The sequence below is a fragment of the Streptomyces sp. NPDC058525 genome (genome assembly GCF_042719495.1).
Taxonomy (GTDB): Bacteria; Actinomycetota; Actinomycetes; order Streptomycetales; family Streptomycetaceae; genus Streptomyces.
In genome coordinates this window covers 1-24,725 of record NZ_JBHXNP010000055.1, presented here as the reverse complement: position 1 = coordinate 24,725, position 24,725 = coordinate 1, and the positions used below count along the sequence as shown (strand labels likewise).

Genomic DNA, 24,725 nt, shown 5'->3' with positions numbered 1-24,725 from the left:
CATTCCGCACGTGAGAGGCTCCGCACCAGAGGGTGCGGGGCCTCTCCCGCATTCCGGGGCAGGGGAACAGGGAACAGGGGCATGGGGAAGAACGACGACGACAGACCGGGCGTCTCCGACGCGGAGTGGGACCGGTTCGCGCAGCAGGCCGCAGAGGGGGCGCAGGACGCGCCCAGGGAGCCTTCGGCGCGGCAGCGGATGGTGACCGAGCGGCTGCGCCACGAGCAGGACCCGCCGGGGTGGCGCACCGGCCCGGCCTGGCAGGAGAGGGAGGGCCGGGGGAGGCGGGGGCGGCGGCTGGGGGCCGTGCTGGCCGTCGCCGTCATCGCGGGGGTCGCGCTGGTCGCCGTACGGCCCGAGCTGCTCATCGACCGCATCACGGGCACGTCGCAGGCCCGCGAGGACGCGCGGAACGCGCCCCCGCCGGCTCCGGAGACCGCGGCCCCGACGGCCGCGCCGCCGACGGTGGACCCGGACCGCCCGACCTTGCAGGAACCTTTCCGCGGCTCCCCGGCCCTCCAGTGGGCGGACGGCGCCGCCGGCATCGAGCTGCCCGCGGCCGAGGCCGTCGGCGGGATGACCAAGGAGCAGGTCGCGGACGCGCTGGAGAAGGGCAAGCAGTTCCTGATCGCGGCCAACCTCGACCCGGCGACCCTGCGGGGGGAGCGGCCCAAGGCCGCGCTGGGCCTGCTGGACCCGAAGGACGGCGAGACGACGGCGCTCCTGGACCGCTCCCTCGCGAAGCCGGGCCGGGACCAGGACCCGCTGAACCTGTTCACCCGGTACAACCCGGCCGAGCTGGCGCTGGTGGGCGAGGTGGTCAAGGTGCGCGGGCGGATGTGGGTCGAGCCCGGCGGGCAGCCCGGCCAGGCCCGGGTGCTGGCCGACTACACCTTCGTCTACCCGCTCGTGAAGGCCGCCGCCGGCTCGGAGCAGGTCGAGCGGACCATCGTGCGCCGCGAGATCACCTTCTCGATCGCCGACCGGCGCAAGTGGGAGTCCACGCCCGGCCGCCTCTGGCTGGAGAGCTACCGCGTCGACCTCGCGAACAGCGCCTGCGAGGTGTACGACGGCTATGTGCACCCGGCCTTCGACGCGGACCCGGTGGCCGGAGTGACCCCCTCCGGGACGCCCCAGGACCCGTACGACCGGAGCAAGGGCATCGACCAGACCGGCCAGGAGGGCTGCGGCACCGTGTCGAGGTCCTGACCGGGGGAGATGCCCCGCGCGCGGCGATGGGTGCGGCGGTTTGACCACGCAGCGTCGCGGGGTATTCTCTTCCGCCCGATTGGCCAGGTACGTGCCTCGTATGGCAGACTACTCAAGTTGCTCGGCTGAGTGCCGATGCTGCGCGCCTCCCGCCGGGAGGACCGGAAGCGAGTCCCACAGTACTCGTCGTCCTTAATCTGCCTTCCGGGGCAGCAATGGGGACGGACGTACGGGAATCTTCTGGGAAGTGTCAGCACGGTGCACACCAGGCGCTCGGTGGGTGTTTCTCCCCCGAAACGCGGTCACAGGGACCGCACCCCCTTGGACGAGGGAATTTCCGTATGGGAATTTTCTGTAGAGGGAGTGCGACACGCCCGACCGCGTGGGTCGGAGAGAAGCCGCAGGATCCGTCCCGCAGCCGACCGAGAGCCAGAGCGTTTCCACATAGAGACAGGACTACGGAGTAGCCATGGCGGGACAGAAGATCCGCATCCGGCTCAAGGCCTACGACCACGAGGTCATCGACTCCTCGGCGAAGAAGATCGTCGAGACGGTGACCCGCACTGGTGCGTCGGTCGCGGGCCCGGTGCCGCTGCCCACTGAGAAGAACGTGTACTGCGTCATCAAGTCGCCGCACAAGTACAAGGACTCGCGCGAGCACTTCGAGATGCGCACGCACAAGCGCCTGATCGACATCCTCGACCCGACGCCCAAGACCGTTGACTCGCTGATGCGCCTGGACCTTCCGGCCGGCGTTGACATCGAGATCAAGCTCTGAGAGGCGTCGAGAAGATGGCAAAGCAGATCAAGGGCGTCCTGGGCGAGAAGCTCGGCATGACCCAGGTCTGGGACGAGAACAACCGTGTCGTCCCGGTGACCGTCGTCAAGGCCGGGCCCTGCGTCGTTACCCAGGTCCGTACGAACGACATCGACGGCTACGAGTCGGTCCAGATCGCCTTCGGCGAGATCGACCCGCGCAAGGTGAACAAGCCCCTCAAGGGCCACTTCGCCAAGGCCGACGTGACCCCCCGCCGCCACCTGGTGGAGCTCCGCACCTCCGACGCCAGCGAGTACACGCTCGGCCAGGAGATCACTGCTGAGGTGTTCGAGTCCGGCGTCAAGGTTGACGTCACGGGCAACAGCAAGGGCAAGGGCTTCGCCGGTGTCATGAAGCGGCACAACTTCCGGGGCCTCGGCGCCGGTCACGGTGTGCAGCGCAAGCACCGCTCCCCCGGTTCGATCGGTGGCTGTGCCACCCCTGGGCGTGTCTTCAAGGGCATGCGCATGGCCGGTCGCATGGGTAACGAGCGCGTCACCACCCAGAACCTGACCATCCACGCGGTTGACGCGGAGAAGGGTCTGCTCCTCATCAAGGGCGCGGTCCCCGGTCCGAACGGCGGCCTCGTCCTGGTCCGTACCGCGGCCAAGGGGGCTTGAGGTAATGAGCACCATTGACATCCTTTCGCCGGCAGGCGACAAGGCCGGTACCGTCGAGCTCCCCGCGGAGATCTTCGACGCGAAGACCAGCGTTCCGCTGATCCACCAGGTCGTTGTCGCGCAGCTGGCTGCTGCCCGTCAGGGCACGCACAAGACCAAGACCCGTGGCGAAGTCCGTGGTGGTGGCCGCAAGCCGTACCGCCAGAAGGGCACCGGCCGCGCCCGTCAGGGTTCGACCCGCGCTCCGCAGTTCGCAGGCGGTGGCGTCGTCCACGGCCCGCAGCCGCGTGACTACTCGCAGCGGACCCCCAAGAAGATGAAGGTCGCCGCCCTCCGCGGTGCCCTCTCGGACCGTGCGCGTCACTCCCGCATCCACGTCGTCACCGGCGTGGTCGAGGGTGCCGTCTCCACGAAGGCCGCCAAGACGCTGTTCGGCAAGATCTCGGAGCGCAAGAACCTGCTCCTGGTCGTCGAGCGCGCCGACGAGGCCGCGTGGCTGTCCGCCCGCAACCTGCCCCAGGTTCACATCCTGGAGCCGGGCCAGCTGAACACGTACGACGTGATCGTCTCTGACGACGTGGTCTTCACCCAGGCCGCGCTCGAGTCCTTCGTGTCTGGCCCCAAGGCCGATGAGACCGAAGGGAGCGACGCCTGATGTCTGAGGCGACCGTTACCAGCAAGACCTTCTCCGACCCGCGCGACCTGCTGATCAAGCCGGTCGTCTCGGAGAAGAGCTACGCGCTGCTGGACGAGAACAAGTACACGTTCATCGTCGCGCCCGGCGCCAACAAGACCCAGATCAAGCAGGCCGTGGAAGCGGTCTTCTCGGTCAAGGTCACCGGGGTCAACACGATCAACCGTCAGGGTAAGCGCAAGCGCACCAAGACCGGTTTCGGCAAGCGCGCCAACACCAAGCGCGCCATCGTGACCCTTGCCGAGGGCAACCGTATCGACATCTTCGGCGGCCAGGCCTCCTAACGGAGGTCTAGTCGTCCGGAATCGGACGAGGACTGAGAAATGGGTATCCGCAAGTACAAGCCGACGACCCCGGGCCGTCGTGGCTCCAGCGTCGCCGACTTTGTCGAGATCACGCGGTCCACGCCGGAGAAGTCGCTGGTCCGCCCCCTGCACAGCAAGGGCGGCCGTAACAACACCGGTCGTGTGACCGTTCGCCACCAGGGCGGTGGCCACAAGCGCGCCTACCGCGTGATCGACTTCCGTCGTCACGACAAGGACGGCGTGCCGGCCAAGGTCGCGCACATCGAGTACGACCCCAACCGCACCGCGCGCATCGCGCTGCTGCACTACGCCGACGGCGAGAAGCGCTACATCATCGCGCCGCGCGGTCTGCAGCAGGGTGACCGGATTGAGAACGGCCCGACGGCCGACATCAAGCCCGGCAACAACCTGGCGCTCCGCAACATCCCGGTTGGTACCACGATCCACGCGATCGAGCTCCGCCCCGGTGGCGGCGCCAAGTTCGCGCGCTCCGCTGGTGCCTCCGTGCAGCTGCTCGCGAAGGAGGGCGTCATGGCCCACCTCCGCATGCCGTCCGGCGAGATCCGTCTCGTCGACGCGCGCTGCCGCGCCACGGTCGGCGAGGTCGGCAACGCCGAGCAGTCGAACATCAACTGGGGCAAGGCCGGCCGCATGCGCTGGAAGGGCGTTCGCCCGTCCGTCCGCGGTGTCGCGATGAACCCGGTTGACCACCCGCACGGTGGTGGTGAGGGCAAGACCAGTGGTGGTCGCCACCCGGTCTCCCCGTGGGGTCAGAAGGAGGGTCGTACTCGCTCGCCGAAGAAGGCTTCGAGCAAGTACATCGTCCGCCGCCGCAAGACGAACAAGAAGCGCTAGGAGCGGGTTTAGATGCCGCGCAGTCTCAAGAAGGGACCCTTCGTCGACGACCACCTCGTGAAGAAGGTGGACGCTCAGAACGAAGCTGGTACCAAGAACGTCATCAAGACCTGGTCCCGTCGCTCGATGATCATCCCGGCCATGCTGGGTCACACCATCGCGGTGCACAACGGCAAGACCCACGTCCCGGTGTTCGTCACCGAGTCGATGGTCGGCCACAAGCTCGGCGAGTTCTCGCCGACTCGCACCTTCCGCGGCCACGTCAAGGACGACCGGAAGTCGAAGCGCCGCTAAACGCGGGGTGGTTACGACTATGACTTACACCGAAGGGACAACCATGGAAGCCAGGGCCCAGGCGCGGTACATCCGCGTCACGCCCATGAAGGCCCGCCGCGTGGTGGACCTTATCCGTGGCATGGATGCCACGGAGGCTCAGGCGGTCCTGCGTTTCGCCCCGCAGGCCGCGAGCGTGCCGGTCGGCAAGGTGCTGGACAGCGCCATTGCCAACGCCGCACACAACTACAACCACCCGGACGCCTCCACGCTGGTCATCAGCGAGGCGTACGTGGACGAGGGCCCGACCCTGAAGCGGTTCCGTCCGCGTGCCCAGGGCCGTGCCTACCGGATCCGCAAGCGGACCAGCCACATCACCGTGGTCGTCAGCAGCAAGGAAGGTTCCCGGTAATGGGCCAGAAGGTAAACCCGCACGGGTTCCGGCTCGGCATCACCACCGACTTCAAGTCGCGTTGGTACGCCGACAAGCTGTACAAGGACTACGTCAAGGAAGACGTCGCCATCCGTCGGATGATGACGTCCGGCATGGAGCGCGCCGGCATCTCGAAGGTTGAGATCGAGCGCACCCGTGACCGCGTGCGTGTGGACATCCACACCGCTCGTCCGGGCATCGTCATCGGCCGCCGTGGCGCCGAGGCCGACCGCATCCGCGGTGACCTCGAGAAGCTCACGGGCAAGCAGGTCCAGCTGAACATCCTCGAGGTCAAGAACCCCGAGCTCGACGCTCAGCTGGTTGCCCAGGCCGTTGCCGAGCAGCTCTCCTCCCGCGTCTCCTTCCGTCGTGCCATGCGCAAGAGCATGCAGGGCACGATGAAGGCCGGCGCCAAGGGCATCAAGATCCAGTGCGGTGGCCGCCTCGGCGGCGCCGAGATGTCCCGCTCCGAGTTCTACCGCGAGGGTCGTGTGCCGCTGCACACGCTGCGCGCGAACGTGGACTACGGCTTCTTCGAGGCCAAGACCACCTTCGGCCGTATCGGCGTGAAGGTCTGGATCTACAAGGGCGACGTCAAGAACATCGCCGAGGTTCGCGCCGAGAACGCTGCGGCCCGTGCGGGTAACCGCCCGGCCCGTGGTGCCGGCGCTGGCGACCGTCCCGCCGGCCGTGGTGGCCGTGGTGGCGAGCGCGGCGGCCGTGGTGGCCGCAAGCCGCAGCAGGCTGCTGGTGCCGAGGCCCCCAAGGCCGACGCCCCCGCCGCCGCTCCGGCTGAGAGCACCGGAACGGAGGCCTGACCAACATGCTGATCCCTCGTAGGGTCAAGCACCGTAAGCAGCACCACCCGAAGCGCCGCGGTATGGCCAAGGGCGGTACTGAGGTCTCGTTCGGCGAGTACGGCATCCAGGCGCTCACCCCCGCCTACGTCACGAACCGCCAGATCGAGGCGGCTCGTATCGCGATGACCCGCCACATCAAGCGTGGCGGCAAGGTCTGGATCAACATCTACCCGGACCGTCCGCTCACGAAGAAGCCTGCCGAGACCCGCATGGGTTCCGGTAAGGGTTCTCCCGAGTGGTGGATCGCCAACGTGCACCCGGGTCGGGTCATGTTCGAGCTGTCCTACCCGAACGAGAAGATTGCTCGTGAGGCGCTCACCCGCGCTGCTCACAAGCTTCCGATGAAGTGCCGGATTGTTCGGCGCGAGGCAGGTGAGTCGTGATGGCGACGGGAACCAAGGCGTCCGAGCTGCGTGAGCTCGGCAACGAGGAGCTCGTTGGCAAGCTGCGCGAGGCCAAGGAGGAGCTGTTCAAGCTCCGCTTCCAGGCGGCCACGGGTCAGCTGGAGAACAACGGCCGGCTCAAGTCCGTCCGTAAGGACATCGCTCGCATCTACACCCTGATGCACGAGCGTGAGCTCGGTATCGAGACGGTGGAGAGCGCCTGATGAGCGAGAACAACGTGACTGAGAAGACCGAGCGCGGTTTCCGCAAGACCCGTGAGGGTCTGGTCGTCAGCGACAAGATGGACAAGACCGTCGTCGTCGCCGTCGAGGACCGCGTGAAGCACGCCCTGTACGGCAAGGTCATCCGCCGTACGAACAAGCTCAAGGCGCACGACGAGCAGAACGCTGCCGGCGTCGGCGACCGCGTCCTCATCATGGAGACGCGTCCGCTGTCGGCGAGCAAGCGCTGGCGCATCGTCGAGATCCTCGAGAAGGCCAAGTAAGTATCTGAGGGGTTTCCCTCGGATTCGTTCCGCCAGGCTCGGTGGGGGCCCAGCTCCTCGGAGTGAAGCCCCCGCCGGGAACCGGCAGACAAACAGGAGATAGACGTGATCCAGCAGGAGTCGCGACTGCGTGTCGCCGACAACACTGGTGCCAAGGAGATCCTTTGCATCCGTGTTCTCGGTGGCTCCGGTCGCCGCTACGCGGGCATCGGTGACGTCATCGTCGCCACCGTCAAGGACGCGATCCCCGGTGGCAACGTGAAGAAGGGTGACGTCGTCAAGGCGGTCATCGTTCGCACCGTCAAGGAGCGCCGCCGCCAGGACGGCTCGTACATCCGCTTCGACGAGAACGCCGCCGTCATTCTGAAGAACGACGGCGACCCTCGCGGCACCCGTATCTTCGGCCCCGTCGGCCGTGAGCTGCGCGAGAAGAAGTTCATGAAGATCATCTCGCTCGCGCCGGAGGTGCTGTAAGCATGAAGATCAAGAAGGGCGACCTGGTCCAGGTCATCACCGGTAAGGACAAGGGCAAGCAGGGCAAGGTCATTGTTGCCTTCCCCGCTGAGAACCGTGTCCTCGTCGAGGGTGTCAACCGGGTCAAGAAGCACACCAAGGCCGCGCAGAACCAGGCCGGTGGCATCGTGATCACCGAGGCCCCGGTCCACGTGAGCAACGTTCAGCTGGTTGTGGAGAAGGACGGCAAGAAGGTCGTCACCCGCGTCGGCTACCGCTTCGACGACGAGGGCAACAAGATCCGCGTTGCCAAGCGGACGGGTGAGGACATCTGATGGCTACCACTCCGCGTCTCAAGACGAAGTACCGCGAGGACATCGCGGGCAAGCTGCGTGAGGAGTTCTCGTACGAGAACGTCATGCAGATCCCCGGCCTCGTGAAGATCGTGGTCAACATGGGTGTGGGCGACGCCGCCCGCGACTCCAAGCTGATCGACGGCGCCATCCGCGACCTGACGACGATCACCGGTCAGAAGCCGGCCGTCACGAAGGCTCGCAAGTCCATCGCGCAGTTCAAGCTGCGTGAGGGTCAGCCGATCGGCTGCCACGTCACCCTCCGTGGTGACCGCATGTGGGAGTTCCTGGACCGTACGCTGTCGCTCGCGCTGCCGCGTATCCGTGACTTCCGTGGTCTGTCGCCGAAGCAGTTCGACGGCCGTGGCAACTACACCTTCGGTCTCACGGAGCAGGTCATGTTCCACGAGATCGACCAGGACAAGATCGACCGTACCCGGGGTATGGACATCACCGTGGTCACCACGGCGACCAACGACGCTGAGGGCCGCGCGCTCCTTCGTCACCTCGGCTTCCCCTTCAAGGAGGCGTAAGCGAGATGGCGAAGAAGGCTCTCATCGCGAAGGCTGCCCGCAAGCCCAAGTTCGGTGTGCGTGCGTACACCCGCTGCCAGCGCTGCGGTCGTCCCCACTCCGTGTACCGCAAGTTCGGCCTGTGCCGCGTGTGCCTTCGTGAGATGGCTCACCGTGGCGAGCTGCCGGGCGTGACCAAGAGCTCCTGGTAACCCTCCCACCCTTTGGGTGTTGAGGTTTTCCAGACGCTCTCGGTAAGCATCAGGTCGGCGGACCGCCCTGCCCGCATGCCGTAGGCTTGTGGGGTTGGGCGTCCGCCGCCCTATCGACTTACTACGCCGTAGGTCCCCGCACCGCACCCGTCCCGCCACTGAGTGGGGAGAGGGATGGCGCATACAGGAAACCCCGGCGAGAGAGGCCGAAGGCCACTTCATGACCATGACTGACCCGATCGCAGACATGCTCACGCGTCTGCGTAACGCTAACTCGGCGTACCACGACACCGTCGTGATGCCGCACAGCAAGATCAAGTCGCACATCGCAGAGATCCTCAAGCAGGAGGGTTTCATCACCGGCTGGAAGGTCGAGGACGCCGAGGTCGGCAAGAACCTCGTCCTCGAGCTGAAGTTCGGGCCGAACCGTGAGCGCTCCATCGCGGGCATCAAGCGGATCTCGAAGCCCGGTCTGCGCGTGTACGCGAAGTCCACCAACCTGCCGAAGGTCCTCGGCGGCCTGGGCGTGGCGATCATCTCCACGTCCCACGGTCTCCTGACCGGCCAGCAGGCAGGCAAGAAGGGCGTAGGTGGGGAAGTCCTCGCCTACGTCTGGTAGTCGGGAACGGAGGAAAAGCAATGTCGCGAATCGGCAAGCTCCCCATCCAGGTTCCCGCCGGTGTGGACGTCACCATCGATGGCCAGACGGTCAACGTGAAGGGCCCCAAGGGTTCCCTCGCGCACACCGTTAAGGCGCCCATCGCAGTCGTCAAGGACGAGGCTGGCGTTCTGAACGTCACCCGTCCGAACGACGAGCGTCAGAACAAGGCCCTGCACGGCCTGTCCCGCACGCTGGTGGCGAACATGATCACCGGTGTGACCACGGGGTACGTCAAGGCTCTCGAGATCAGCGGTGTCGGTTACCGCGTGGCCGCGAAGGGCTCCAACCTGGAGTTCCAGCTCGGCTACAGCCACCCGATCCTGGTGGAGGCGCCCGAGGGCATCTCCTTCAAGGTCGAGTCGCCGACCAAGTTCTCGGTCGAGGGCATCGACAAGCAGAAGGTCGGCGAGGTCGCCGCCAACATCCGCAAGCTGCGGAAGCCCGACCCGTACAAGGCCAAGGGTGTCAAGTACGCCGGCGAAGTCATCCGCCGCAAGGTCGGAAAGGCTGGTAAGTAGCCATGGCATACGGTGTGAAGATCGCCAAGGGCGACGCGTACAAGCGCGCTGCCAAGGCTCGCCGCCACATCCGCATCCGCAAGAACGTCTCGGGTACGGCGGAGCGTCCGCGCCTCGTCGTGACGCGTTCCAACCGCAACATCGTTGCTCAGGTCATCGACGACCTCCAGGGTCACACCCTGGCGTCGGCGTCGACCCTGGACGCTTCGATCCGCGGTGGCGAAGGCGACAAGAGCGCCCAGGCCCAGGCTGTCGGCGCGCTCGTCGCCGAGCGTGCCAAGGCTGCGGGTGTCGAGACCGTCGTGTTCGACCGCGGTGGCAACCGATACGCCGGGCGCATTGCCGCTCTGGCTGACGCCGCCCGCGAAGCCGGGCTGAAGTTCTAAGCCCCGGTTCCGGGACTCACGGACGTAACAGAGAGAGGTAATCCAATGGCTGGACCCCAGCGCCGCGGAAGCGGTGCCGGTGGCGGCGAGCGGCGGGACCGGAAGGGTCGCGACGGTGGCCCTGCCGCCGAGAAGACCGCTTACGTTGAGCGCGTTGTCGCGATCAACCGCGTCGCCAAGGTTGTCAAGGGTGGTCGCCGCTTCAGCTTCACCGCGCTGGTCGTGGTGGGCGACGGTGACGGCACTGTAGGTGTCGGTTACGGCAAGGCCAAGGAAGTTCCCGCGGCCATCGCCAAGGGTGTCGAGGAAGCCAAGAAGAACTTCTTCAAGGTTCCGCGCATCCAGGGCACCATCCCTCACCCGATCCAGGGCGAGAAGGCTGCGGGCGTCGTCCTGCTGAAGCCTGCTTCCCCCGGTACCGGTGTTATCGCCGGTGGCCCGGTGCGCGCCGTTCTGGAGTGCGCCGGCGTTCACGACATCCTGTCGAAGTCGCTCGGCTCCGACAACGCGATCAACATCGTGCACGCGACCGTGGCGGCCCTCAAGGGCCTGCAGCGTCCCGAGGAGATCGCGGCTCGCCGTGGTCTGCCCCTCGAGGACGTCGCCCCCGCGGCCCTGCTTCGTGCGCGTGCTGGGGCGGGTGTCTAATGGCCCGCCTCAAGATCACGCAGACGAAGTCGTACATCGGCAGCAAGCAGAACCACCGCGACACGCTGCGTTCGCTCGGGCTCAAGCGCCTGAACGACGTGGTCGTCAAGGAGGACCGCCCCGAGTTCCGCGGAATGGTTCACACCGTCCGCCACCTCGTGACGGTTGAGGAGGTTGACTAATCATGGCTGAGAACAGCCCGCTGAAGGCCCACAACCTCCGTCCCGCCCCCGGCGCCAAGACCGCGAAGACCCGTGTCGGTCGTGGTGAGGCGTCGAAGGGTAAGACGGCCGGTCGTGGTACGAAGGGCCAGAAGGCCCGTTACCAGATCCCGGAGCGCTTCGAGGGTGGGCAGATGCCCCTCCACATGCGTCTCCCGAAGCTCAAGGGCTTCAAGAACCCGTTCCGCACCGAGTACCAGGTCGTGAACCTGGACAAGCTCGGCGCTCTCTACCCCGAGGGTGGAGAGGTCACGGTGGCCGACCTGGTCGCCAAGGGCGCGGTGCGCAAGAACAGCCTCGTCAAGGTCCTGGGCCAGGGCGAGATCTCCGTGGCGCTGCAGGTTTCGGTTGACGCCGTCTCCGGCTCCGCCAAGGAGAAGATTGCCGCCGCCGGTGGCACTGTCACCGAGCTCGTCTAAGACGAATTCAGTGGCTAAATAGCTCGAAACCCGACCGGGGATGCCTCACATATGGGGCATCCCCGGTTGGTCGTTCCACGGGAGGCGCACTCGCCGGTAAGGTGGCGTGCACCTTTGCTTTGTCGTATACGTCGATCCCTCAGACCGTCACCTCTGACGCAGTAGCGCGGGGGTCGCAGGAGGCACCGTGCTCACCGCGTTCGCCCGGGCGTTCAAGACGCCCGACCTGCGCAAGAAGCTGCTCTTCACGCTCGGCATCATCGTGCTGTTCCGGCTCGGGTCCCACATCCCGGTACCCGGCGTGAGCTACAAGAACGTTCAGATCTGTGTCGACCAGGCAGGCAGCAGCAACGGGCTGTTCGGTCTCGTCAACATGTTCAGCGGCGGTGCGCTGCTGCAGATCACGATCTTTGCGCTCGGCATCATGCCGTACATCACGGCGAGCATCATTCTGCAGCTGCTGACCGTGGTCATCCCGAAGCTGGAGACCCTCAAGAAAGAGGGCCAGTCCGGCACGGCGAAGATCACTCAGTACACGCGCTATCTGACGGTCGCGCTCGCGATCCTGCAGGGCACGGGCCTCGTCGCCACCGCCCGCACCGGTGCCCTCTTCCAGGGCTGCCAGGTCGCCAGCCAGATCGTCCCCAACCGTTCGATCTTCACCACCGTCGTCATGGTCGTCACCATGACGGCCGGTACCTGTGTCGTCATGTGGCTCGGTGAGCTCATCACGGACCGCGGCATCGGCAACGGCATGTCGATCCTGATGTTCATCTCCATCGCCGCCGGCTTCATCGGCGCCCTCTGGCAGATCAAGCTCCAGGGCAAGATCGCCGACGGCTGGGTCGAGTTCGGCGTGGTCATGCTGGTCGGCCTCGCGATGGTGGGCCTGGTGGTCTTCGTCGAGCAGGCGCAGCGCCGGATCCCCGTCCAGTACGCGAAGCGCATGATCGGCCGCCGTGCCTACGGCGGTACCTCGACCTACATCCCGCTCAAGGTGAACCAGGCGGGCATCATCCCCGTCATCTTCGCCTCGTCGCTGCTGTACATCCCGGCACTGGTCGTGCAGTTCAGCGGTTCCACCGCCGGCTGGGCGACGTGGATCCAGAAGCACTTCGTCAAGGGCGACCACCCGTACTACATCGCCGTCTACTTCCTCCTGATCGTCTTCTTCGCGTTCTTCTACGTGGCGATCTCGTTCAACCCCGAGGAAGTTGCAGACAACATGAAGAAGTATGGTGGGTTCATCCCGGGTATCCGTGCCGGTCGACCCACCGCCGAGTACCTGAGCTACGTGCTCAACCGGATCACTTGGCCGGGGTCGCTGTACCTGGGTCTCATCGCTCTTGTGCCGACGATGGCGTTGGCGGGCTTCGGAGCGAACCAGAACTTCCCGTTCGGCGGGACGAGCATCCTGATCATCGTGGGTGTGGGTCTGGAAACCGTGAAGCAGATCGAGAGCCAGCTCCAGCAGCGTAATTACGAAGGGTTCCTCCGCTGATGCGTATCGTCCTCGTCGGACCGCCCGGTGCGGGCAAGGGAACGCAGGCCGCGTTCCTTGCCAAGAACCTGTCGATCCCGCACATCTCCACGGGCGACCTGTTCCGGGCCAACATCAGCCAGGGCACCGCGCTGGGCAAGCAGGCCAAGGCGTTCATGGACGCCGGCGACCTGGTGCCCGACGAGGTCACCATCGCCATGGCCAAGGACCGCATGGAGCAGCCGGACGCGCTGAACGGCTTCCTGCTCGACGGATTCCCGCGCAACGTGTCGCAGGCCGAGGCCCTCGACACGATGCTCACGGCCGCCGGGATGAAGCTGGACGCCGTCCTCGACCTGGAGGTCGAGGAGGACGAGGTGGTCAAGCGGATCGCCGGCCGCCGGATCTGCCGCAACGACTCGGCGCACGTCTTCCACGTGGCGTACGCCCAGCCGAAGACCGAGGGCGTCTGCGACAAGTGCGGCGGCGAGCTGTACCAGCGCGGGGACGACTCCGAGGCCACGGTCCGCAACCGGCTGGAGGTCTACCACACGCAGACCGAGCCGATCATCGACTACTACAAGGGCCAGGGCCTGCTCGTGACCATCCCGGCCCTCGGTGAGGTCGCGGACGTGACGAAGCGCGCGATGGACGCACTGAACAAGTAGTCACCCTTTGCTGTGCGGGTACGGCCGCGGTGTCCCCTGGGCATCGCGGCCGTACTGTTGAGAAGACTCGTACCGAGGCTGGAAGGCGTTTTTCATGGTCCAGATCAAGACCCCCGAGCAGATCGCGAAGATGCGCGAGGCAGGGCTGGTCGTCGCCGCGATCCATGCGGCGACCCGTGAGGCGGCCGTGCCGGGCGCCACGACGCGGGATCTGGACATGGTGGCCCGCAAGGTGATCGCGGATGCCGGTGCCAAGTCGAACTTCCTCGGCTACGGCGGCTTCCCCGCGACCATCTGCACCTCGGTGAACGAGGTCGTGGTCCACGGCATCCCGGACGACAAGACGGTCCTCAAGGACGGGGACATCATCTCGATCGACGCCGGCGCGATCGTCGACGGCTGGCACGGGGACGCGGCGTACACCGCCTTCGTGGGCACGGGGCACGCCCCTGAGCTCGTGGAGCTCTCCCGGGTGACCGAGGAGTCCATGTGGGCCGGTATCGCCGCCATGAAGCTCGGCAACAGGCTCGTGGACATCTCGAAGGCGATCGAGACCTACATCAAGCGCCAGCCGCGTCCGTCCACCGGTGAGCACAGCCTCGGCAAGTTCGGGATCATCGAGGACTACGGCGGCCACGGCATCGGGTCCGAGATGCACATGGACCCCCACCTGCTGAACTACGTCTCGCGCAAGCGGGGCAAGGGGATCAAGCTCGTACCGGGCCTCTGCCTGGCCATCGAGCCCATGGTCTCCCTGGGCACTGCCCAGACCGAGGTCCTGGCGGACGACTGGACGGTCATCACCACGGACGGCACGTGGTCCTCCCACTGGGAGCACTCCATCGCGCTGACCGAGGCCGGCCCCATCGTGCTGACCAGCCCGGACTGCGGCAAGGCCAAGCTGGCGGAGTACGGGGTCACCACGGCCCCGGACCCCCTCGGTTAATGATCTACACTCTGGGGCAAACTTTCCGGATTCGTCTTTCTGGGAGCCCTGACGTAGACTGACTCGTCGGCTCTCGTGCATATCCATGCCTGCATGGCGCGCGGAGCTGATCAAGGTAGCCGATTCGAAGGGCGAAGCGTGGCCAAGAAGCAAGGTGCCATCGAAATCGAGGGCACCGTGATCGAGTCCCTCCCGAACGCGATGTTCAAGGTGGAACTGCAGAACGGTCACAAGGTCCTCGCGCACATCAGCGGCAAGATGCGCATGCACTACATCCGCATCCTCCCGGATGACCGGGTCGTCGTGGAGCTGTCTCCGTACGACCTGACGCGTGGCCGGATCGTCTACCGATACAAGTAGATCTTGTCCTCACTCCTGCCTGGGCATCCGTCCCGGTGCGGGTGGTGGCACTGACCCGGAGAACCTCACCAACATGAAGGTCAAGCCGAGCGTCAAGAAGATCTGCGACAAGTGCAAGGTGATCCGCCGTCACGGTCGGGTCATGGTCATCTGCGACAACCTGCGCCACAAGCAGCGCCAGGGCTGACGCACGCCGACCGACCTGCCTTCCGCAGTTCTTCGCGCGACGTAAGAAAACGTACATACGCAGAACCCGCCCAGCCCTGAGAGGGGCCGGCGGTACCTCCGGCGGGGGCCGGGGACCCGGACGTACCATCACCCATTTCGGGTGGTCGGCGGTCGGGAGTGGTTCTGCGGAAGACCCCCGAACACACAGGAGCCATTTGTGGCACGCGTTTCCGGTGTTGACATCCCGCGCGAAAAGCGTGTGGAGATCGCACTCACCTACGTCTTCGGTATCGGGCGCACCCGGTCCAAGGAGATCCTCGCCTCCACCGGCGTGAACCCGAACACCCGCGTTCGTGACCTGGCCGAAGAGGACCTCGTCAAGATCCGCGAGTACGTGGACGCCAACCTCCGTACCGAGGGTGACCTCCGCCGCGAGATCCAGGGCGACATTCGCCGCAAGATCGAGATCCAGTGCTACCAGGGCATCCGCCACCGTCGTGGCCTGCCGGTGCACGGTCAGCGCACCAGCACGAACGCGCGTACCCGCAAGGGCCCGCGTCGCGCGATCGCCGGTAAGAAGAAGCCGGGCAAGAAGTAGTCCTGTTCAGCGGTCTTGCGCTGTAGGACCGACCACCTCCCGTAGGAGATTTAGATGCCCCCCAAGGGTCGTCAGGGCGCTGCCAAGAAGGTGCGCCGCAAGGAAAAGAAGAACGTCGCTCACGGGCACGCCCACATCAAGAGCACGTTCAACAACACCATCGTCTCGATCACGGACCCCTCGGGCAACGTGATCTCCTGGGCCTCCGCCGGCCACGTCGGCTTCAAGGGCTCGCGCAAGTCCACCCCCTTCGCCGCGCAGATGGCCGCCGAGTCGGCCGCCCGCCGCGCGCAGGAGCACGGCATGCGCAAGGTCGACGTCTTCGTCAAGGGTCCCGGCTCCGGCCGTGAGACCGCGATCCGCTCCCTCCAGGCCACCGGCCTCGAGGTCGGCTCGATCCAGGACGTCACCCCCACCCCGCACAACGGCTGCCGCCCGCCGAAGCGCCGCCGCGTCTGACGCAGCGGACGCACCTGTGCGTTCTTGAGTGTCCGGGCGGTACGACCCCTTCGGGGGCCGTGCCGCCCGTACCCTTGCAGTAGCCGTACCCCGGTACGGCGTCCCGTCGGGCGTCAAATAGTGGGCGTCCACGAATGAAGGAACACAGACATGCTTATCGCTCAGCGTCCTTCGCTGACCGAAGAGGTCGTCGACGAGTACCGCTCGCGGTTCGTGATCGAGCCGCTGGAGCCGGGCTTCGGCTACACCCTCGGCAACTCCCTGCGCCGTACGCTCCTGTCCTCGATCCCGGGTGCCGCTGTCACCAGCATCCGCGTGGACGGCGTCCTGCACGAGTTCACCACCGTGCCGGGCGTCAAGGAAGACGTCACCGACATCATCCTCAACATCAAGCAGCTGGTCGTCTCCTCGGAGCACGACGAGCCGGTCGTGATGTACCTGCGCAAGCAGGGCCCCGGCCTGGTCACCGCCGCTGACATCGCGCCCCCGGCCGGTGTCGAGGTGCACAACCCGGACCTGGTCCTCGCCACGCTCAACGGCAAGGGCAAGCTGGAGATGGAGCTGACCGTCGAGCGCGGCCGCGGCTACGTCTCCGCCGTCCAGAACAAGCAGCTGGGCCAGGAGATCGGCCGCATCCCGATCGACTCCATCTACAGCCCGGTCCTCAAGGTCACCTACAAGGTCGAGGCGACCCGAGTCGAGCAGCGCACCGACTTCGACAAGCTGATCGTCGACGTCGAGACCAAGCAGGCCATGCGCCCGCGCGACGCCATGGCGTCCGCCGGCAAGACCCTGGTCGAGCTGTTCGGTCTGGCGCGCGAGCTCAACATCGACGCCGAGGGCATCGACATGGGCCCGTCCCCGACGGACGCCGCCCTGGCCGCCGACCTGGCGCTGCCGATCGAGGAGCTCGAGCTCACCGTTCGGTCGTACAACTGCCTCAAGCGCGAGGGCATCCACTCCGTGGGTGAGCTCGTCGCCCGCTCCGAGGCCGACCTGCTCGACATCCGCAACTTCGGTGCGAAGTCGATCGACGAGGTCAAGGCGAAGCTGGCCGGCATGGGCCTGGCCCTCAAGGACAGCCCGCCCGGATTCGACCCGACCGCCGCCGCCGACGCCTTCGGCGCCGACGACGACGCGGACGCCGGTTTCGTCGAGACCGAGCAGTACTGAGAAAGCTTGTGGGGGGCTCGCGCCCCCCACACCCCCTCTCGCGACCGCCTGAGGGAACTGACACCGGTACCTGACACGGCCGGTGCAGATATGAAGGAGTAACACCATGCCGCGTCCCGCAAAGGGTGCCCGCCTGGGCGGCTCGGCCGCGCACGAGAAGCACCTCCTCGCGAACCTCGCGAAGGCGCTCTTCGAGCACGGCCGCATCACCACCACCGAGGCCAAGGCCCGTCGCCTGCGTCCCTACGCCGAGCGTCTGGTCACCAAGGCCAAGAAGGGCGACATCCACAACCGTCGCCTGGTGCTGCAGACGATCACGGACAAGAGCATCGTGCACACGCTGTTCACCGAGATCGCCCCGCGCTACGAGAACCGCCCCGGTGGTTACACGCGCATCACCAAGATCGGCAACCGTCGTGGCGACAACGCCCCGATGGCGGTCATCGAGCTGGTCGAGGCCCTGACGGTCGCCCAGCAGGCCACTGGTGAGGCCGAGGCCGCCACCAAGCGCGCGGTGAAGGAGGCGGAGGCCGCCGAGGCTCCCGCCGCCGAGGAGACCAAGGAGGCCTGATCCCCTCCGGGATCACGCTGAACGGCTCTGAACGGGCCCGCCCCCTCCGGGGCGGGCCCGTTCTGCTTTTTTCGACGTACGAGAGCTTCTGAGAGGATCGGTCACGTGAGTGACGAGGTGGAGCCCGGGCAGGTCCGGGTGCGGCTGGACCTGTCGTACGACGGCAAGGACTTCTCCGGCTGGGCGAAGCAGCGCGTGCTGCGGACCGTGCAGGGCGAGCTGGAGAGCGCGCTGCAGACCGTGATGCGGCTGAAGGAGCCCGTCGAGCTGACCGTCGCCGGGCGCACCGACGCCGGTGTGCACGCCCGGGGGCAGGTCGCGCAGTTCGACCTGGCCGAAGAGGTGTGGGCCGAGCACCACGACAAGCTGCTGCGCCGCCTCGCCGGGCGGCTGCCGCACGACGTACGGGTGTGGAAGGTCGCCGAGGCCCCCGAGGGCTTCAACGCGCGCTTCTCGGCCATCTGGCGCCGCTACGCCTACCGGGTGGGCGACCACCAGGGCGGGGTCGACCCGCTGCGCCGCGGGCACGTGCTGTGGCACCAGTGGCCCCTCGACGTCGACGCCATGAACGAGGCCGCGGCCCCGCTGCTCGGCGAGCACGACTTCGCCGCGTACTGCAAGAAGCGCGAGGGCGCCACGACCATCCGTACGCTCCAGCAGCTCAGCTGGGAGCGGGGCGAGGACGGCATCGTCACCGCGACCGTGCGCGCCGACGCCTTCTGCCACAACATGGTCCGCTCGCTGGTGGGCGCCCTGCTGCACGTCGGCGACGGGCACCGGCCCACCGACTGGCCCGGCAAGGTGCTCGCCGCGGCCGTACGGGACTCCTCGGTGCACGTGGTCAAGCCGCACGGGCTCACCCTGGAGGAGGTCGGCTATCCGGCCGACGAGCTGCTGGCCGCCCGCAGCAAGGAGGCCCGGAACATGCGGACCCTGCCGGGCGCCGGCTGCTGCTAATCCGTTTGGGCGGATCGCGGCCGGACCGGGACAATGCGCGGCATGGGACATCTCGAAGCCAGCCACCTGGAGTACTACCTTCCCGACGGGCGGGTCCTGCTCCCCGACGTCTCCTTCCGGGTGGGGGAGGGGTCGGTGGCGGCTCTGGTGGGAGCGAACGGCGCCGGCAAGACCACCCTGCTCAAGCTGATCTCCGGCGAGCTCCAGCCGCACGGCGGCGGGGTCACCATCAGCGGCGGGCTCGGGGTGATGTCGCAGTTCGTGGGCTCCGTACGGGACGAGACGACCGTCCGGGACCTGCTGGTCTCCGTGGCCCAGCCGCGGATCCGTGAGGCCGCCAAGGCCGTGGACCGGGCCGAGCAGCTGATCCTCACGGTCGACGACGAGGCCGCGCAGATGGCGTACGCGCAGGCGCTCAGCGACTGGGCCGACGTGCAGGGCTACGAGGCGGAGACCCTGTGGGACGTCTGCACCATGGCCGCGCTGGCCATCCCGTACGACTCCGCGCAGTTCCGCGAGGTGCGCACGCTCTCGGGCGGTGAGCAGAAGCGGCTCGTGCTGGAGGCGCTGCTGCGCGGGCCCGACGAGGTGCTGCTGCTCGACGAGCCGGACAACTACCTCGACGTCCCGGGCAAGCGGTGGCTGGAGGAGCAGCTGCGGGCCACCCGCAAGACCGTGCTGTTCGTCAGCCACGACCGGGAGCTGCTCACCCAGGCCGCGGAGCGGATCATCAGCCTGGAGGCCAGCCCCACGGGCAGCGACGTGTGGGTGCACGGCTCCGGCTTCGCGACGTACCACGAGGCCCGCAAGGAGCGCTTCGCGCGCTTCGAGGAGCTCAAGCGGCGCTGGGACGAGGAGCACGCCCGGCTGAAGGCCCTGGTGCTGCGGCTGCGCAACCAGGCCGCCTCCAGCCCCGACATGGCCTCGCGCTACCGGGCGATGCAGACCCGCTTCCAGAAGTTCGAGGAGGCCGGCCCGCCGCCGGAGCCGCCGCGCGAGCAGGACATCAAGATGCGGCTCAAGGGCGGCCGGACCGGCGTGCGGGCGCTGACCGTGGAGAACCTGGAGCTCACGGGGCTGATGAAGCCCTTCTCCCTGGAGGTCTTCTACGGGGAGCGGGTCGCGGTGCTCGGCTCGAACGGCTCGGGCAAGTCGCACTTCCTGCGGCTGCTGGCCGGCGAGGACGTCAAGCACACGGGCGACTGGAAGCTGGGCGCACGGGTGGTTCCCGGCCACTTCGCGCAGACGCACGCGCACCCGGAGCTCTTCGGCCGCACCCTCGTCGACATCCTGTGGACGGAGGCGGCCAAGCCGCTGGGCCAGGCGATGGGGGCCCTGCGCCGCTACGAGCTGGAGCGGCAGGGCGAGCAGCCCTTCGAGAAGCTCTCGGGCGGCCAGCAGGCGCGTTTCCAGATCCTGCTGCTGGAGCTGGCGGGCACCACGGCGCTGCTGCTGGACGAGCCCACGGACAACCTGGACCTGGAGTCCGCGGAGGCGCTGCAGGACGGCCTGGAGTCCTACGACGGCACTGTGCTGTGCGTCACGCACGACCGCTGGTTCGCCCGCACATTCGACCGGTACCTGGTGTTCGGTTCGGACGGTGTGGTGCGGGAGACTCAGGAACCCGTCTGGGACGAACGTAGAGTCGAACGCAAGCGCTAGGGGGAGACCGCCCCCTCGGTCGGAGTGAGGGGGAGGCGTTGTGGGCCTGCGGCCTGGCATCTGGCTCATGAAGTGGGAGAACCACAGCTCCGGGAACCGGCTGCTCGACTGGCTGCTGCGGCCCGCCTCCCGGCCCTGGCAGCTCCTGTCCCTCGCGGTGGTGCTGGGGATATGCGTCTCCACGAGCCTGCGGGAGAACTGGGGCTCGGACAACGCCTTCGTGGTCAAGGCCGCGCAGACGCTGCTGGCCGGCGGGTCCCCGTACGAGGACAAGCGCTTCCTGTACCTGCCCAGCGCGGTCCTGATGGCCGTTCCGGAGGCGCTGCTGCCGACGACGGTGCTGCGGTGGAGCCTGCCGGTCGCGATGTCCGGGCTGCTGGGCATCGGCTGGCTGGCGGCGCTGCGGCTGTTCTCGGTGCCGCTGCGCTCGCGCTTCGCGGTCGTCGGCTTCCCGGTGCTGGCCCTGGCCTACAAGCCGTACGTGAACCTCGTGCTGATCGGGAACTGGACGGCGATCTCGGCGGCCGCGCTGCCGGTGGCGCTGCTGCTCGCGCACCGGCGGCACTGGGGGGCGGCCGGTCTGGTGGTCGGGCTGGCCATCGCCTGCAAGCCGATGCTGGTGCCGGTCGGGCTGCTGTTCGTGATCGCGCGGCGGTGGCGGGGGCTGGCGGTGGCCGTGCTGGTGCCGCTGGGGCTCTCGCTGGCGGGCGCGCTGCTGATGCCGAGCCCGTCGCTGTTCTTCACCAAGACCCTGCCGTTCCTGCTCCAGGGGCAGGACGCGTACGCCCTGCCGTGGGACGCCTCGCCGATCGCGGTGCTGCCCCGGCTGGGGGTGCCGGAGCCGGTGGCGGTGCTGGTGGCCTTCGCGGGGGCCGGTGCGGGGCTGTGGGCGGCCTGGACCCGGTGGCGGCGCACGGCGGAGGAGGTGGACGGGGGCGAGCTGCGGCTCGTGGAGACGGCCTGCATGGTGATGCTCGCCGCATTCCTGGTCTCCCGGCCGTCCTTCGACCACTACCTGCTGGTGGTGCTCCCGCTGCTGCTGGCGTCGGCCGTGCGGCCGGGCTCGATGCCCCGCTCGCCCTGGTTCTGGCTGGCGTTGACGCCCCAGGTGGCCCTCATCCCGTGGCCCTCGGAGCTGGCCGCCAAGCGGCGCGCCTTCAAGGACTGCGCCACCCTGTGCGGGCTCGCGATTCTGCTGGCGCGTCGTGCGCTGCGCTCCGGGCGGGTTACTCTGGGGCCTGTAACAACTGCGGGGTCCCCACCCAGGACCGAACCGGAGTGCGCCGCGACGCCAGCAGAATCGGCATCGCGGACCGCGTTTTGACCCGTACGGGTCTGCTTGGGTATCCTGCTGGTTTGTTATGCGTATTGGCTTGCTCATTCTCACGTGAAAGGGCCTTACGCCGGTCCACCGGACCGATGACCAGCAGTTCACGCGGGTGCGTCCCCGCTGTGAACGAGGGCTGTCGTGATCGTCCGTGGTGACCCTGTCAGGACCTTCCCGTGGGGCTTGCGCCCTTGGGATACCACCACTGAAGAAGCGAAGGCATACGCGTGCGTACGTTCAGCCCCAAGCCCGGCGACATCTCGCGCCAGTGGCTCGTCATCGACGCCCAGGACGTTGTCCTCGGCCGTCTGGCGACCCAGGCCGCTGCCCTCCTGCGGGGCAAGCACAAGCCGACCTACGCCCCCCACATGGACATGGGCGACTTCGTCATCATCGTCAACGCCGACAAGGTTCACCTGTCCGGCAACAAGGCGTCCCAGAAGATGGCGTACCGCCACTCCGGCTTCCCGGGTGGTCTGCGTTCGGTGCGTTACGACGACCTCCTGGCGAACAACCCGGAGAAGGCCGTCGAGAAGGCCGTCAAGGGCATGCTCCCCAAGAACACCCTGGGCCGTCAGATGCTCTCGAAGCTGAAGGTCTACTCGGGCGACCAGCACCCCCACGCTGCCCAGCAGCCGGTGCCGTTCGAGATCACCCAGGTCGCGCAGTAGTTCCGGCCACCCCCTAAGACGTAGAAAATTCTGAGGAGCATCGTGGCCGAGACCACCGCCGAGACGACCCCCGTCGACGAGTTCGAGGGCAACGTCGAGGAGTACACCAGCGAGTCCGAGGCCGTAGTCGAGGGCGACTACACCTCCGAGTCCCTTGCCGGTCGCTTCGGCGACCCCCAGCCGGCCGCCGGCCTGGGCCGTCGCAAGAACGCCATCGCCCGCGTCCGGATCGTTCCGGGCACCGGCAAGTGGAAGATCAACGGTCGCACCCTTGAGGACTACTTCCCCAACAAGGTGCACCAGCAGGAAGTCAACGAGCCGTTCAAGCTCCTCGAGCTGGACAACCGCTACGACATCATCGCCCGCATCGCGGGTGGCGGCGTCTCCGGCCAGGCCGGCGCCCTGCGCCTCGGTGTGGCCCGCGCGCTGAACGAGGCGGACGTGGACAACAACCGCCCGGCGCTGAAGAAGGCCGGCTTCCTTTCCCGCGACGACCGTGCGGTCGAGCGCAAGAAGGCCGGTCTCAAGAAGGCCCGTAAGGCTCCGCAGTACAGCAAGCGTTAATCTGCGCCTGCTGTTCTGCAACGAAACCGCCCCGGCAGCACTCTCCGTGCTGTCGGGGCGGTTCGTTTACCGCCACAAGCGGCAAATACCTGTCACATGCGGTCACAAAGCGATGCAGAAACTCGGGAGGACAACAGTGGGACGACTCTTCGGGACGGACGGTGTACGCGGCGTTGCCAACGCGGATCTGACGGCGGAGCTCGCGCTCGGCCTCTCCGTGGCGGCTGCCCACGTACTGGGTGAGGCGGGTACCTTCGCGGGCCACCGGCCGACGGCCGTGGTCGGCCGGGATCCCCGGGCCTCGGGCGAATTCCTCGAGGCGGCCGTCGTGGCCGGCCTCGCGAGCGCGGGCGTGGACGTCCTGCGCGTCGGTGTGCTGCCCACCCCGGCGGTGGCGTATCTCACCGGTGCGCTGGGTGCCGACCTCGGCGTGATGCTCTCCGCCAGCCACAACGCCATGCCGGACAACGGCATCAAGTTCTTCGCGCGCGGCGGCCACAAGCTCGCCGACGAGCTGGAGGACCGCATCGAGTCCGTCTACGAGGAGCACCGCACGGGCGCGCCCTGGGACCGGCCCACCGGCTCCGGCGTCGGACGCATCTCGGACTACACCGAGGGCTTCGAGAAGTACGTCGCCCACCTGATCGGGGTGCTCCCCAACCGCCTCGACGGCCTGAAGATCGTCCTGGACGAGGCGCACGGTGCGGCCGCGTACGTATCGCCCGAGGCCTTCGCCCGGGCCGGCGCGGAGATCGTCACGATCGGCGCCGAGCCCGACGGCCTGAACATCAACGACGGCTGCGGCTCCACCCACCTCGGCCTGCTCAAGGCGGCCGTCGTCGAGCACGGCGCCGACTTCGGCATCGCGCACGACGGTGACGCCGACCGCTGCCTGGCCGTGGACGGCACCGGCGCGGAGGTCGACGGCGACCAGATCCTCGCCGTGCTGGCGCTGGCCATGCGCGAGGCCGGGCAGCTGCGCGGGAACACCGTGGTCGGCACCGTCATGTCCAACCTGGGCTTCAAGCTGGCCATGGAGGCCGAGGGCATCCAGGTCGTGCAGACCGGCGTCGGCGACCGGTACGTCCTGGAGTCGATGAAGGAGCACGGCTACGCGCTGGGCGGCGAGCAGTCCGGCCACGTGATCATCCTCGACCACGCGACGACCGGCGACGGCACGCTGACCGGCCTGCTGCTGGCGGCGCGGGTCGCGGCCACCGGCCGGTCCCTGGCCGAGCTGGCCGGAGTCATGCAGCGGCTGCCGCAGGTGCTGATCAACGTTCCCGACGTGGACAAGTCCCGCGTCGCGACCTCCGGCGAGCTGGCCGCGGCCGTGGCCGACGCCGAGCGCGAGCTGGGCGCCACCGGACGGGTACTGCTCCGTCCGTCGGGTACGGAGCCGCTCGTACGGGTGATGGTGGAGGCCGCCGACATCGAGCAGGCCCGCTCGGTCGCCGGCCGGCTCGCGGACGCCGTGAAGTCGGCGCTCGGCTAGGGCCTAGATGTATTGCCCCGGGAGGTTGTGGACGGGTGACCGAGATCTCCGCTGAGGCTTCTTGAACGGGTGAGGGCCTTCCGGGTTCGGTGTGGATTGCGACATCACCACCGAACGACAGAAGGCCCTCATGCCCCACCGTAATGCACCCCTGACCGAGACCGGCCGCCTGCGCCTGGCCCGCTGCGTGGTCGAGGACGGCTGGCCGCTTCGGCGGGCCGCCGAGCGATTCCGGGTCTCGCCGACCACGGCCCAGCGGTGGGCCGACCGCTATCGCGCTCATGGCGAA

Annotated in this window: 38 protein-coding genes; all 38 read left to right on the top strand. The window is 67.5% G+C overall.

Annotation, left to right across the window (positions count from 1 at the left end):
• Nucleotides 1–81: 81 nt before the first annotated feature.
• Complete coding sequence (locus ACFWP3_RS24460) at nt 82–1,209, top strand: hypothetical protein (protein WP_384224735.1); 1,128 nt, start codon at nt 82–84, stop codon at nt 1,207–1,209.
• A gap of 469 nt (nt 1,210–1,678) precedes the next feature.
• Nucleotides 1,679–1,987 carry a 30S ribosomal protein S10 gene (rpsJ, locus tag ACFWP3_RS24455; protein ID WP_003948644.1) on the top strand — a complete coding sequence of 103 codons (309 nt, stop codon included), beginning with the start codon at nt 1,679–1,681 and terminating at the stop codon, nt 1,985–1,987.
• Between the two features lie 14 nt (nt 1,988–2,001).
• The gene (gene rplC, locus ACFWP3_RS24450) at nt 2,002–2,646 is read left to right on the top strand and encodes a 50S ribosomal protein L3 (RefSeq protein WP_007265899.1); all 645 of its coding nucleotides are present in this window, start codon (nt 2,002–2,004) and stop codon (nt 2,644–2,646) included.
• 4 nt (nt 2,647–2,650) lie between these two features.
• Nucleotides 2,651–3,301 (top strand): 50S ribosomal protein L4, encoded by a 651-nt coding sequence (gene rplD, locus ACFWP3_RS24445; RefSeq protein WP_030298210.1) that lies wholly within the window; start codon nt 2,651–2,653, stop codon nt 3,299–3,301.
• Nucleotides 3,301–3,624, top strand: coding sequence for a 50S ribosomal protein L23 (gene rplW / locus ACFWP3_RS24440; protein ID WP_045945286.1), 324 nt, complete (start codon nt 3,301–3,303; stop codon nt 3,622–3,624). The genes rplD and rplW overlap by 1 nt, the downstream gene beginning before the upstream one ends.
• Before the next feature lie 39 nt (nt 3,625–3,663).
• Entirely contained in the window at nt 3,664–4,500 is an 837-nt protein-coding gene (rplB, locus tag ACFWP3_RS24435) for a 50S ribosomal protein L2 (protein WP_362583027.1), read from the top strand.
• Nucleotides 4,501–4,512: 12 nt separating this feature from the next.
• Entirely contained in the window at nt 4,513–4,794 is a 282-nt protein-coding gene (gene rpsS / locus ACFWP3_RS24430; protein WP_249767356.1) for a 30S ribosomal protein S19, read from the top strand.
• Nucleotides 4,795–4,837: 43 nt separating this feature from the next.
• Nucleotides 4,838–5,185, top strand: a complete 348-nt coding sequence (gene rplV, locus ACFWP3_RS24425) for a 50S ribosomal protein L22 (RefSeq protein WP_007265904.1) — start codon at nt 4,838–4,840, stop codon at nt 5,183–5,185.
• Nucleotides 5,185–6,024 (top strand): 30S ribosomal protein S3, encoded by an 840-nt coding sequence (rpsC, locus tag ACFWP3_RS24420; RefSeq protein WP_007265905.1) that lies wholly within the window; start codon nt 5,185–5,187, stop codon nt 6,022–6,024. Before rplV ends, rpsC begins: the two co-directional genes overlap by 1 nt.
• 5 nt (nt 6,025–6,029) lie before the next feature.
• The gene (rplP, locus tag ACFWP3_RS24415; protein ID WP_030026326.1) at nt 6,030–6,449 is read left to right on the top strand and encodes a 50S ribosomal protein L16; all 420 of its coding nucleotides are present in this window, start codon (nt 6,030–6,032) and stop codon (nt 6,447–6,449) included.
• Entirely contained in the window at nt 6,449–6,673 is a 225-nt protein-coding gene (gene rpmC, locus ACFWP3_RS24410; protein ID WP_008739703.1) for a 50S ribosomal protein L29, read from the top strand. The genes rplP and rpmC overlap by 1 nt, the downstream gene beginning before the upstream one ends.
• Nucleotides 6,673–6,954, top strand: coding sequence for a 30S ribosomal protein S17 (gene rpsQ, locus ACFWP3_RS24405; protein WP_030008467.1), 282 nt, complete (start codon nt 6,673–6,675; stop codon nt 6,952–6,954). Before rpmC ends, rpsQ begins: the two co-directional genes overlap by 1 nt.
• 105 nt (nt 6,955–7,059) lie before the next feature.
• The gene (gene rplN / locus ACFWP3_RS24400; protein ID WP_003956455.1) at nt 7,060–7,428 is read left to right on the top strand and encodes a 50S ribosomal protein L14; all 369 of its coding nucleotides are present in this window, start codon (nt 7,060–7,062) and stop codon (nt 7,426–7,428) included.
• A 2-nt stretch (nt 7,429–7,430) separates the two neighbouring features.
• On the top strand, nt 7,431–7,742 hold the full coding sequence (rplX, locus tag ACFWP3_RS24395; protein WP_150258782.1) for a 50S ribosomal protein L24: 312 nt from the start codon (nt 7,431–7,433) through the stop codon (nt 7,740–7,742).
• Nucleotides 7,742–8,293, top strand: coding sequence for a 50S ribosomal protein L5 (gene rplE / locus ACFWP3_RS24390; protein ID WP_030154702.1), 552 nt, complete (start codon nt 7,742–7,744; stop codon nt 8,291–8,293). The genes rplX and rplE overlap by 1 nt, the downstream gene beginning before the upstream one ends.
• A gap of 5 nt (nt 8,294–8,298) precedes the next feature.
• Nucleotides 8,299–8,484 carry a type Z 30S ribosomal protein S14 gene (locus ACFWP3_RS24385; protein WP_003956452.1) on the top strand — a complete coding sequence of 62 codons (186 nt, stop codon included), beginning with the start codon at nt 8,299–8,301 and terminating at the stop codon, nt 8,482–8,484.
• Nucleotides 8,485–8,704: 220 nt separating this feature from the next.
• A complete protein-coding gene (gene rpsH / locus ACFWP3_RS24380; RefSeq protein WP_007265911.1) occupies nt 8,705–9,103 on the top strand; it encodes a 30S ribosomal protein S8 in 399 nt (132 codons plus the stop codon).
• A gap of 20 nt (nt 9,104–9,123) precedes the next feature.
• Complete coding sequence (gene rplF, locus ACFWP3_RS24375; protein WP_069921524.1) at nt 9,124–9,663, top strand: 50S ribosomal protein L6; 540 nt, start codon at nt 9,124–9,126, stop codon at nt 9,661–9,663.
• Nucleotides 9,664–9,665: 2 nt separating this feature from the next.
• The gene (gene rplR / locus ACFWP3_RS24370; protein ID WP_030026334.1) at nt 9,666–10,049 is read left to right on the top strand and encodes a 50S ribosomal protein L18; all 384 of its coding nucleotides are present in this window, start codon (nt 9,666–9,668) and stop codon (nt 10,047–10,049) included.
• A 45-nt stretch (nt 10,050–10,094) separates the two neighbouring features.
• The gene (gene rpsE / locus ACFWP3_RS24365; RefSeq protein WP_030864431.1) at nt 10,095–10,697 is read left to right on the top strand and encodes a 30S ribosomal protein S5; all 603 of its coding nucleotides are present in this window, start codon (nt 10,095–10,097) and stop codon (nt 10,695–10,697) included.
• Nucleotides 10,697–10,879, top strand: a complete 183-nt coding sequence (gene rpmD, locus ACFWP3_RS24360) for a 50S ribosomal protein L30 (RefSeq protein WP_005313525.1) — start codon at nt 10,697–10,699, stop codon at nt 10,877–10,879. The genes rpsE and rpmD overlap by 1 nt, the downstream gene beginning before the upstream one ends.
• A gap of 2 nt (nt 10,880–10,881) precedes the next feature.
• The gene (gene rplO / locus ACFWP3_RS24355; RefSeq protein WP_069921525.1) at nt 10,882–11,337 is read left to right on the top strand and encodes a 50S ribosomal protein L15; all 456 of its coding nucleotides are present in this window, start codon (nt 10,882–10,884) and stop codon (nt 11,335–11,337) included.
• Nucleotides 11,338–11,524: 187 nt separating this feature from the next.
• Complete coding sequence (secY, locus tag ACFWP3_RS24350) at nt 11,525–12,838, top strand: preprotein translocase subunit SecY (protein ID WP_384224725.1); 1,314 nt, start codon at nt 11,525–11,527, stop codon at nt 12,836–12,838.
• A complete protein-coding gene (locus ACFWP3_RS24345) occupies nt 12,838–13,485 on the top strand; it encodes an adenylate kinase (RefSeq protein WP_384224722.1) in 648 nt (215 codons plus the stop codon). The genes secY and ACFWP3_RS24345 overlap by 1 nt, the downstream gene beginning before the upstream one ends.
• Nucleotides 13,486–13,579: 94 nt before the next feature.
• Nucleotides 13,580–14,431: a type I methionyl aminopeptidase gene (gene map / locus ACFWP3_RS24340; protein WP_384224719.1), complete on the top strand. Its 852-nt coding sequence runs from the start codon at nt 13,580–13,582 to the stop codon at nt 14,429–14,431.
• Nucleotides 14,432–14,569: 138 nt separating this feature from the next.
• The gene (gene infA / locus ACFWP3_RS24335) at nt 14,570–14,791 is read left to right on the top strand and encodes a translation initiation factor IF-1 (RefSeq protein ID WP_003956442.1); all 222 of its coding nucleotides are present in this window, start codon (nt 14,570–14,572) and stop codon (nt 14,789–14,791) included.
• Nucleotides 14,792–14,864: 73 nt separating this feature from the next.
• Nucleotides 14,865–14,978, top strand: a complete 114-nt coding sequence (gene rpmJ, locus ACFWP3_RS24330; protein WP_003956441.1) for a 50S ribosomal protein L36 — start codon at nt 14,865–14,867, stop codon at nt 14,976–14,978.
• A 198-nt stretch (nt 14,979–15,176) separates the two neighbouring features.
• Nucleotides 15,177–15,557, top strand: coding sequence for a 30S ribosomal protein S13 (gene rpsM, locus ACFWP3_RS24325; protein ID WP_007265919.1), 381 nt, complete (start codon nt 15,177–15,179; stop codon nt 15,555–15,557).
• Nucleotides 15,558–15,611: 54 nt separating this feature from the next.
• Nucleotides 15,612–16,016 carry a 30S ribosomal protein S11 gene (rpsK, locus tag ACFWP3_RS24320; RefSeq protein WP_003956432.1) on the top strand — a complete coding sequence of 135 codons (405 nt, stop codon included), beginning with the start codon at nt 15,612–15,614 and terminating at the stop codon, nt 16,014–16,016.
• Between the two features lie 150 nt (nt 16,017–16,166).
• Nucleotides 16,167–17,189 (top strand): DNA-directed RNA polymerase subunit alpha, encoded by a 1,023-nt coding sequence (locus tag ACFWP3_RS24315; protein ID WP_008739666.1) that lies wholly within the window; start codon nt 16,167–16,169, stop codon nt 17,187–17,189.
• 106 nt (nt 17,190–17,295) lie between these two features.
• Nucleotides 17,296–17,760, top strand: coding sequence for a 50S ribosomal protein L17 (gene rplQ, locus ACFWP3_RS24310; RefSeq protein ID WP_215023458.1), 465 nt, complete (start codon nt 17,296–17,298; stop codon nt 17,758–17,760).
• A gap of 105 nt (nt 17,761–17,865) precedes the next feature.
• On the top strand, nt 17,866–18,717 hold the full coding sequence (gene truA / locus ACFWP3_RS24305; RefSeq protein ID WP_384224716.1) for a tRNA pseudouridine(38-40) synthase TruA: 852 nt from the start codon (nt 17,866–17,868) through the stop codon (nt 18,715–18,717).
• 33 nt (nt 18,718–18,750) lie between these two features.
• A complete protein-coding gene (locus tag ACFWP3_RS24300; protein WP_384224713.1) occupies nt 18,751–20,379 on the top strand; it encodes an ABC-F family ATP-binding cassette domain-containing protein in 1,629 nt (542 codons plus the stop codon).
• 67 nt (nt 20,380–20,446) lie between these two features.
• A complete protein-coding gene (locus ACFWP3_RS24295; RefSeq protein WP_384224710.1) occupies nt 20,447–21,703 on the top strand; it encodes a glycosyltransferase family 87 protein in 1,257 nt (418 codons plus the stop codon).
• A 230-nt stretch (nt 21,704–21,933) separates the two neighbouring features.
• Nucleotides 21,934–22,377 carry a 50S ribosomal protein L13 gene (gene rplM / locus ACFWP3_RS24290; RefSeq protein WP_136213237.1) on the top strand — a complete coding sequence of 148 codons (444 nt, stop codon included), beginning with the start codon at nt 21,934–21,936 and terminating at the stop codon, nt 22,375–22,377.
• A 42-nt stretch (nt 22,378–22,419) separates the two neighbouring features.
• Nucleotides 22,420–22,941 carry a 30S ribosomal protein S9 gene (gene rpsI, locus ACFWP3_RS24285; protein ID WP_361753958.1) on the top strand — a complete coding sequence of 174 codons (522 nt, stop codon included), beginning with the start codon at nt 22,420–22,422 and terminating at the stop codon, nt 22,939–22,941.
• Between the two features lie 136 nt (nt 22,942–23,077).
• Nucleotides 23,078–24,436, top strand: coding sequence for a phosphoglucosamine mutase (glmM, locus tag ACFWP3_RS24280; protein WP_384224705.1), 1,359 nt, complete (start codon nt 23,078–23,080; stop codon nt 24,434–24,436).
• Nucleotides 24,437–24,566: 130 nt separating this feature from the next.
• The coding region (locus ACFWP3_RS24275) for a helix-turn-helix domain-containing protein (RefSeq protein WP_384224791.1) at nt 24,567–24,725 on the top strand (159 nt) is incomplete at its 3' end.

Bases quoted from the DNA above. Each gene is read 5' to 3' on its own strand.
- ACFWP3_RS24460 (WP_384224735.1), top strand. From the start codon at position 82: ATGGGGAAGAACGACGACGACAGACCGGGCGTCTCCGACGCGGAGTGG.
- rpsJ (WP_003948644.1), top strand. From the start codon at position 1,679: ATGGCGGGACAGAAGATCCGCATCCGGCTCAAGGCCTACGACCACGAG.
- rplC (WP_007265899.1), top strand. From the start codon at position 2,002: ATGGCAAAGCAGATCAAGGGCGTCCTGGGCGAGAAGCTCGGCATGACC.
- rplD (WP_030298210.1), top strand. From the start codon at position 2,651: ATGAGCACCATTGACATCCTTTCGCCGGCAGGCGACAAGGCCGGTACC.
- rplW (WP_045945286.1), top strand. From the start codon at position 3,301: ATGTCTGAGGCGACCGTTACCAGCAAGACCTTCTCCGACCCGCGCGAC.
- rplB (WP_362583027.1), top strand. From the start codon at position 3,664: ATGGGTATCCGCAAGTACAAGCCGACGACCCCGGGCCGTCGTGGCTCC.
- rpsS (WP_249767356.1), top strand. From the start codon at position 4,513: ATGCCGCGCAGTCTCAAGAAGGGACCCTTCGTCGACGACCACCTCGTG.
- rplV (WP_007265904.1), top strand. From the start codon at position 4,838: ATGGAAGCCAGGGCCCAGGCGCGGTACATCCGCGTCACGCCCATGAAG.
- rpsC (WP_007265905.1), top strand. From the start codon at position 5,185: ATGGGCCAGAAGGTAAACCCGCACGGGTTCCGGCTCGGCATCACCACC.
- rplP (WP_030026326.1), top strand. From the start codon at position 6,030: ATGCTGATCCCTCGTAGGGTCAAGCACCGTAAGCAGCACCACCCGAAG.
- rpmC (WP_008739703.1), top strand. From the start codon at position 6,449: ATGGCGACGGGAACCAAGGCGTCCGAGCTGCGTGAGCTCGGCAACGAG.
- rpsQ (WP_030008467.1), top strand. From the start codon at position 6,673: ATGAGCGAGAACAACGTGACTGAGAAGACCGAGCGCGGTTTCCGCAAG.
- rplX (WP_150258782.1), top strand. From the start codon at position 7,431: ATGAAGATCAAGAAGGGCGACCTGGTCCAGGTCATCACCGGTAAGGAC.
- rplE (WP_030154702.1), top strand. From the start codon at position 7,742: ATGGCTACCACTCCGCGTCTCAAGACGAAGTACCGCGAGGACATCGCG.
- ACFWP3_RS24385 (WP_003956452.1), top strand. From the start codon at position 8,299: ATGGCGAAGAAGGCTCTCATCGCGAAGGCTGCCCGCAAGCCCAAGTTC.
- rpsH (WP_007265911.1), top strand. From the start codon at position 8,705: ATGACCATGACTGACCCGATCGCAGACATGCTCACGCGTCTGCGTAAC.
- rplF (WP_069921524.1), top strand. From the start codon at position 9,124: ATGTCGCGAATCGGCAAGCTCCCCATCCAGGTTCCCGCCGGTGTGGAC.
- rplR (WP_030026334.1), top strand. From the start codon at position 9,666: ATGGCATACGGTGTGAAGATCGCCAAGGGCGACGCGTACAAGCGCGCT.
- rpsE (WP_030864431.1), top strand. From the start codon at position 10,095: ATGGCTGGACCCCAGCGCCGCGGAAGCGGTGCCGGTGGCGGCGAGCGG.
- rpmD (WP_005313525.1), top strand. From the start codon at position 10,697: ATGGCCCGCCTCAAGATCACGCAGACGAAGTCGTACATCGGCAGCAAG.
- rplO (WP_069921525.1), top strand. From the start codon at position 10,882: ATGGCTGAGAACAGCCCGCTGAAGGCCCACAACCTCCGTCCCGCCCCC.
- ACFWP3_RS24345 (WP_384224722.1), top strand. From the start codon at position 12,838: ATGCGTATCGTCCTCGTCGGACCGCCCGGTGCGGGCAAGGGAACGCAG.
- map (WP_384224719.1), top strand. From the start codon at position 13,580: ATGGTCCAGATCAAGACCCCCGAGCAGATCGCGAAGATGCGCGAGGCA.
- rpmJ (WP_003956441.1), top strand. From the start codon at position 14,865: ATGAAGGTCAAGCCGAGCGTCAAGAAGATCTGCGACAAGTGCAAGGTG.
- rpsK (WP_003956432.1), top strand. From the start codon at position 15,612: ATGCCCCCCAAGGGTCGTCAGGGCGCTGCCAAGAAGGTGCGCCGCAAG.
- ACFWP3_RS24315 (WP_008739666.1), top strand. From the start codon at position 16,167: ATGCTTATCGCTCAGCGTCCTTCGCTGACCGAAGAGGTCGTCGACGAG.
- rplQ (WP_215023458.1), top strand. From the start codon at position 17,296: ATGCCGCGTCCCGCAAAGGGTGCCCGCCTGGGCGGCTCGGCCGCGCAC.
- ACFWP3_RS24300 (WP_384224713.1), top strand. From the start codon at position 18,751: ATGCGCGGCATGGGACATCTCGAAGCCAGCCACCTGGAGTACTACCTT.
- ACFWP3_RS24295 (WP_384224710.1), top strand. From the start codon at position 20,447: ATGAAGTGGGAGAACCACAGCTCCGGGAACCGGCTGCTCGACTGGCTG.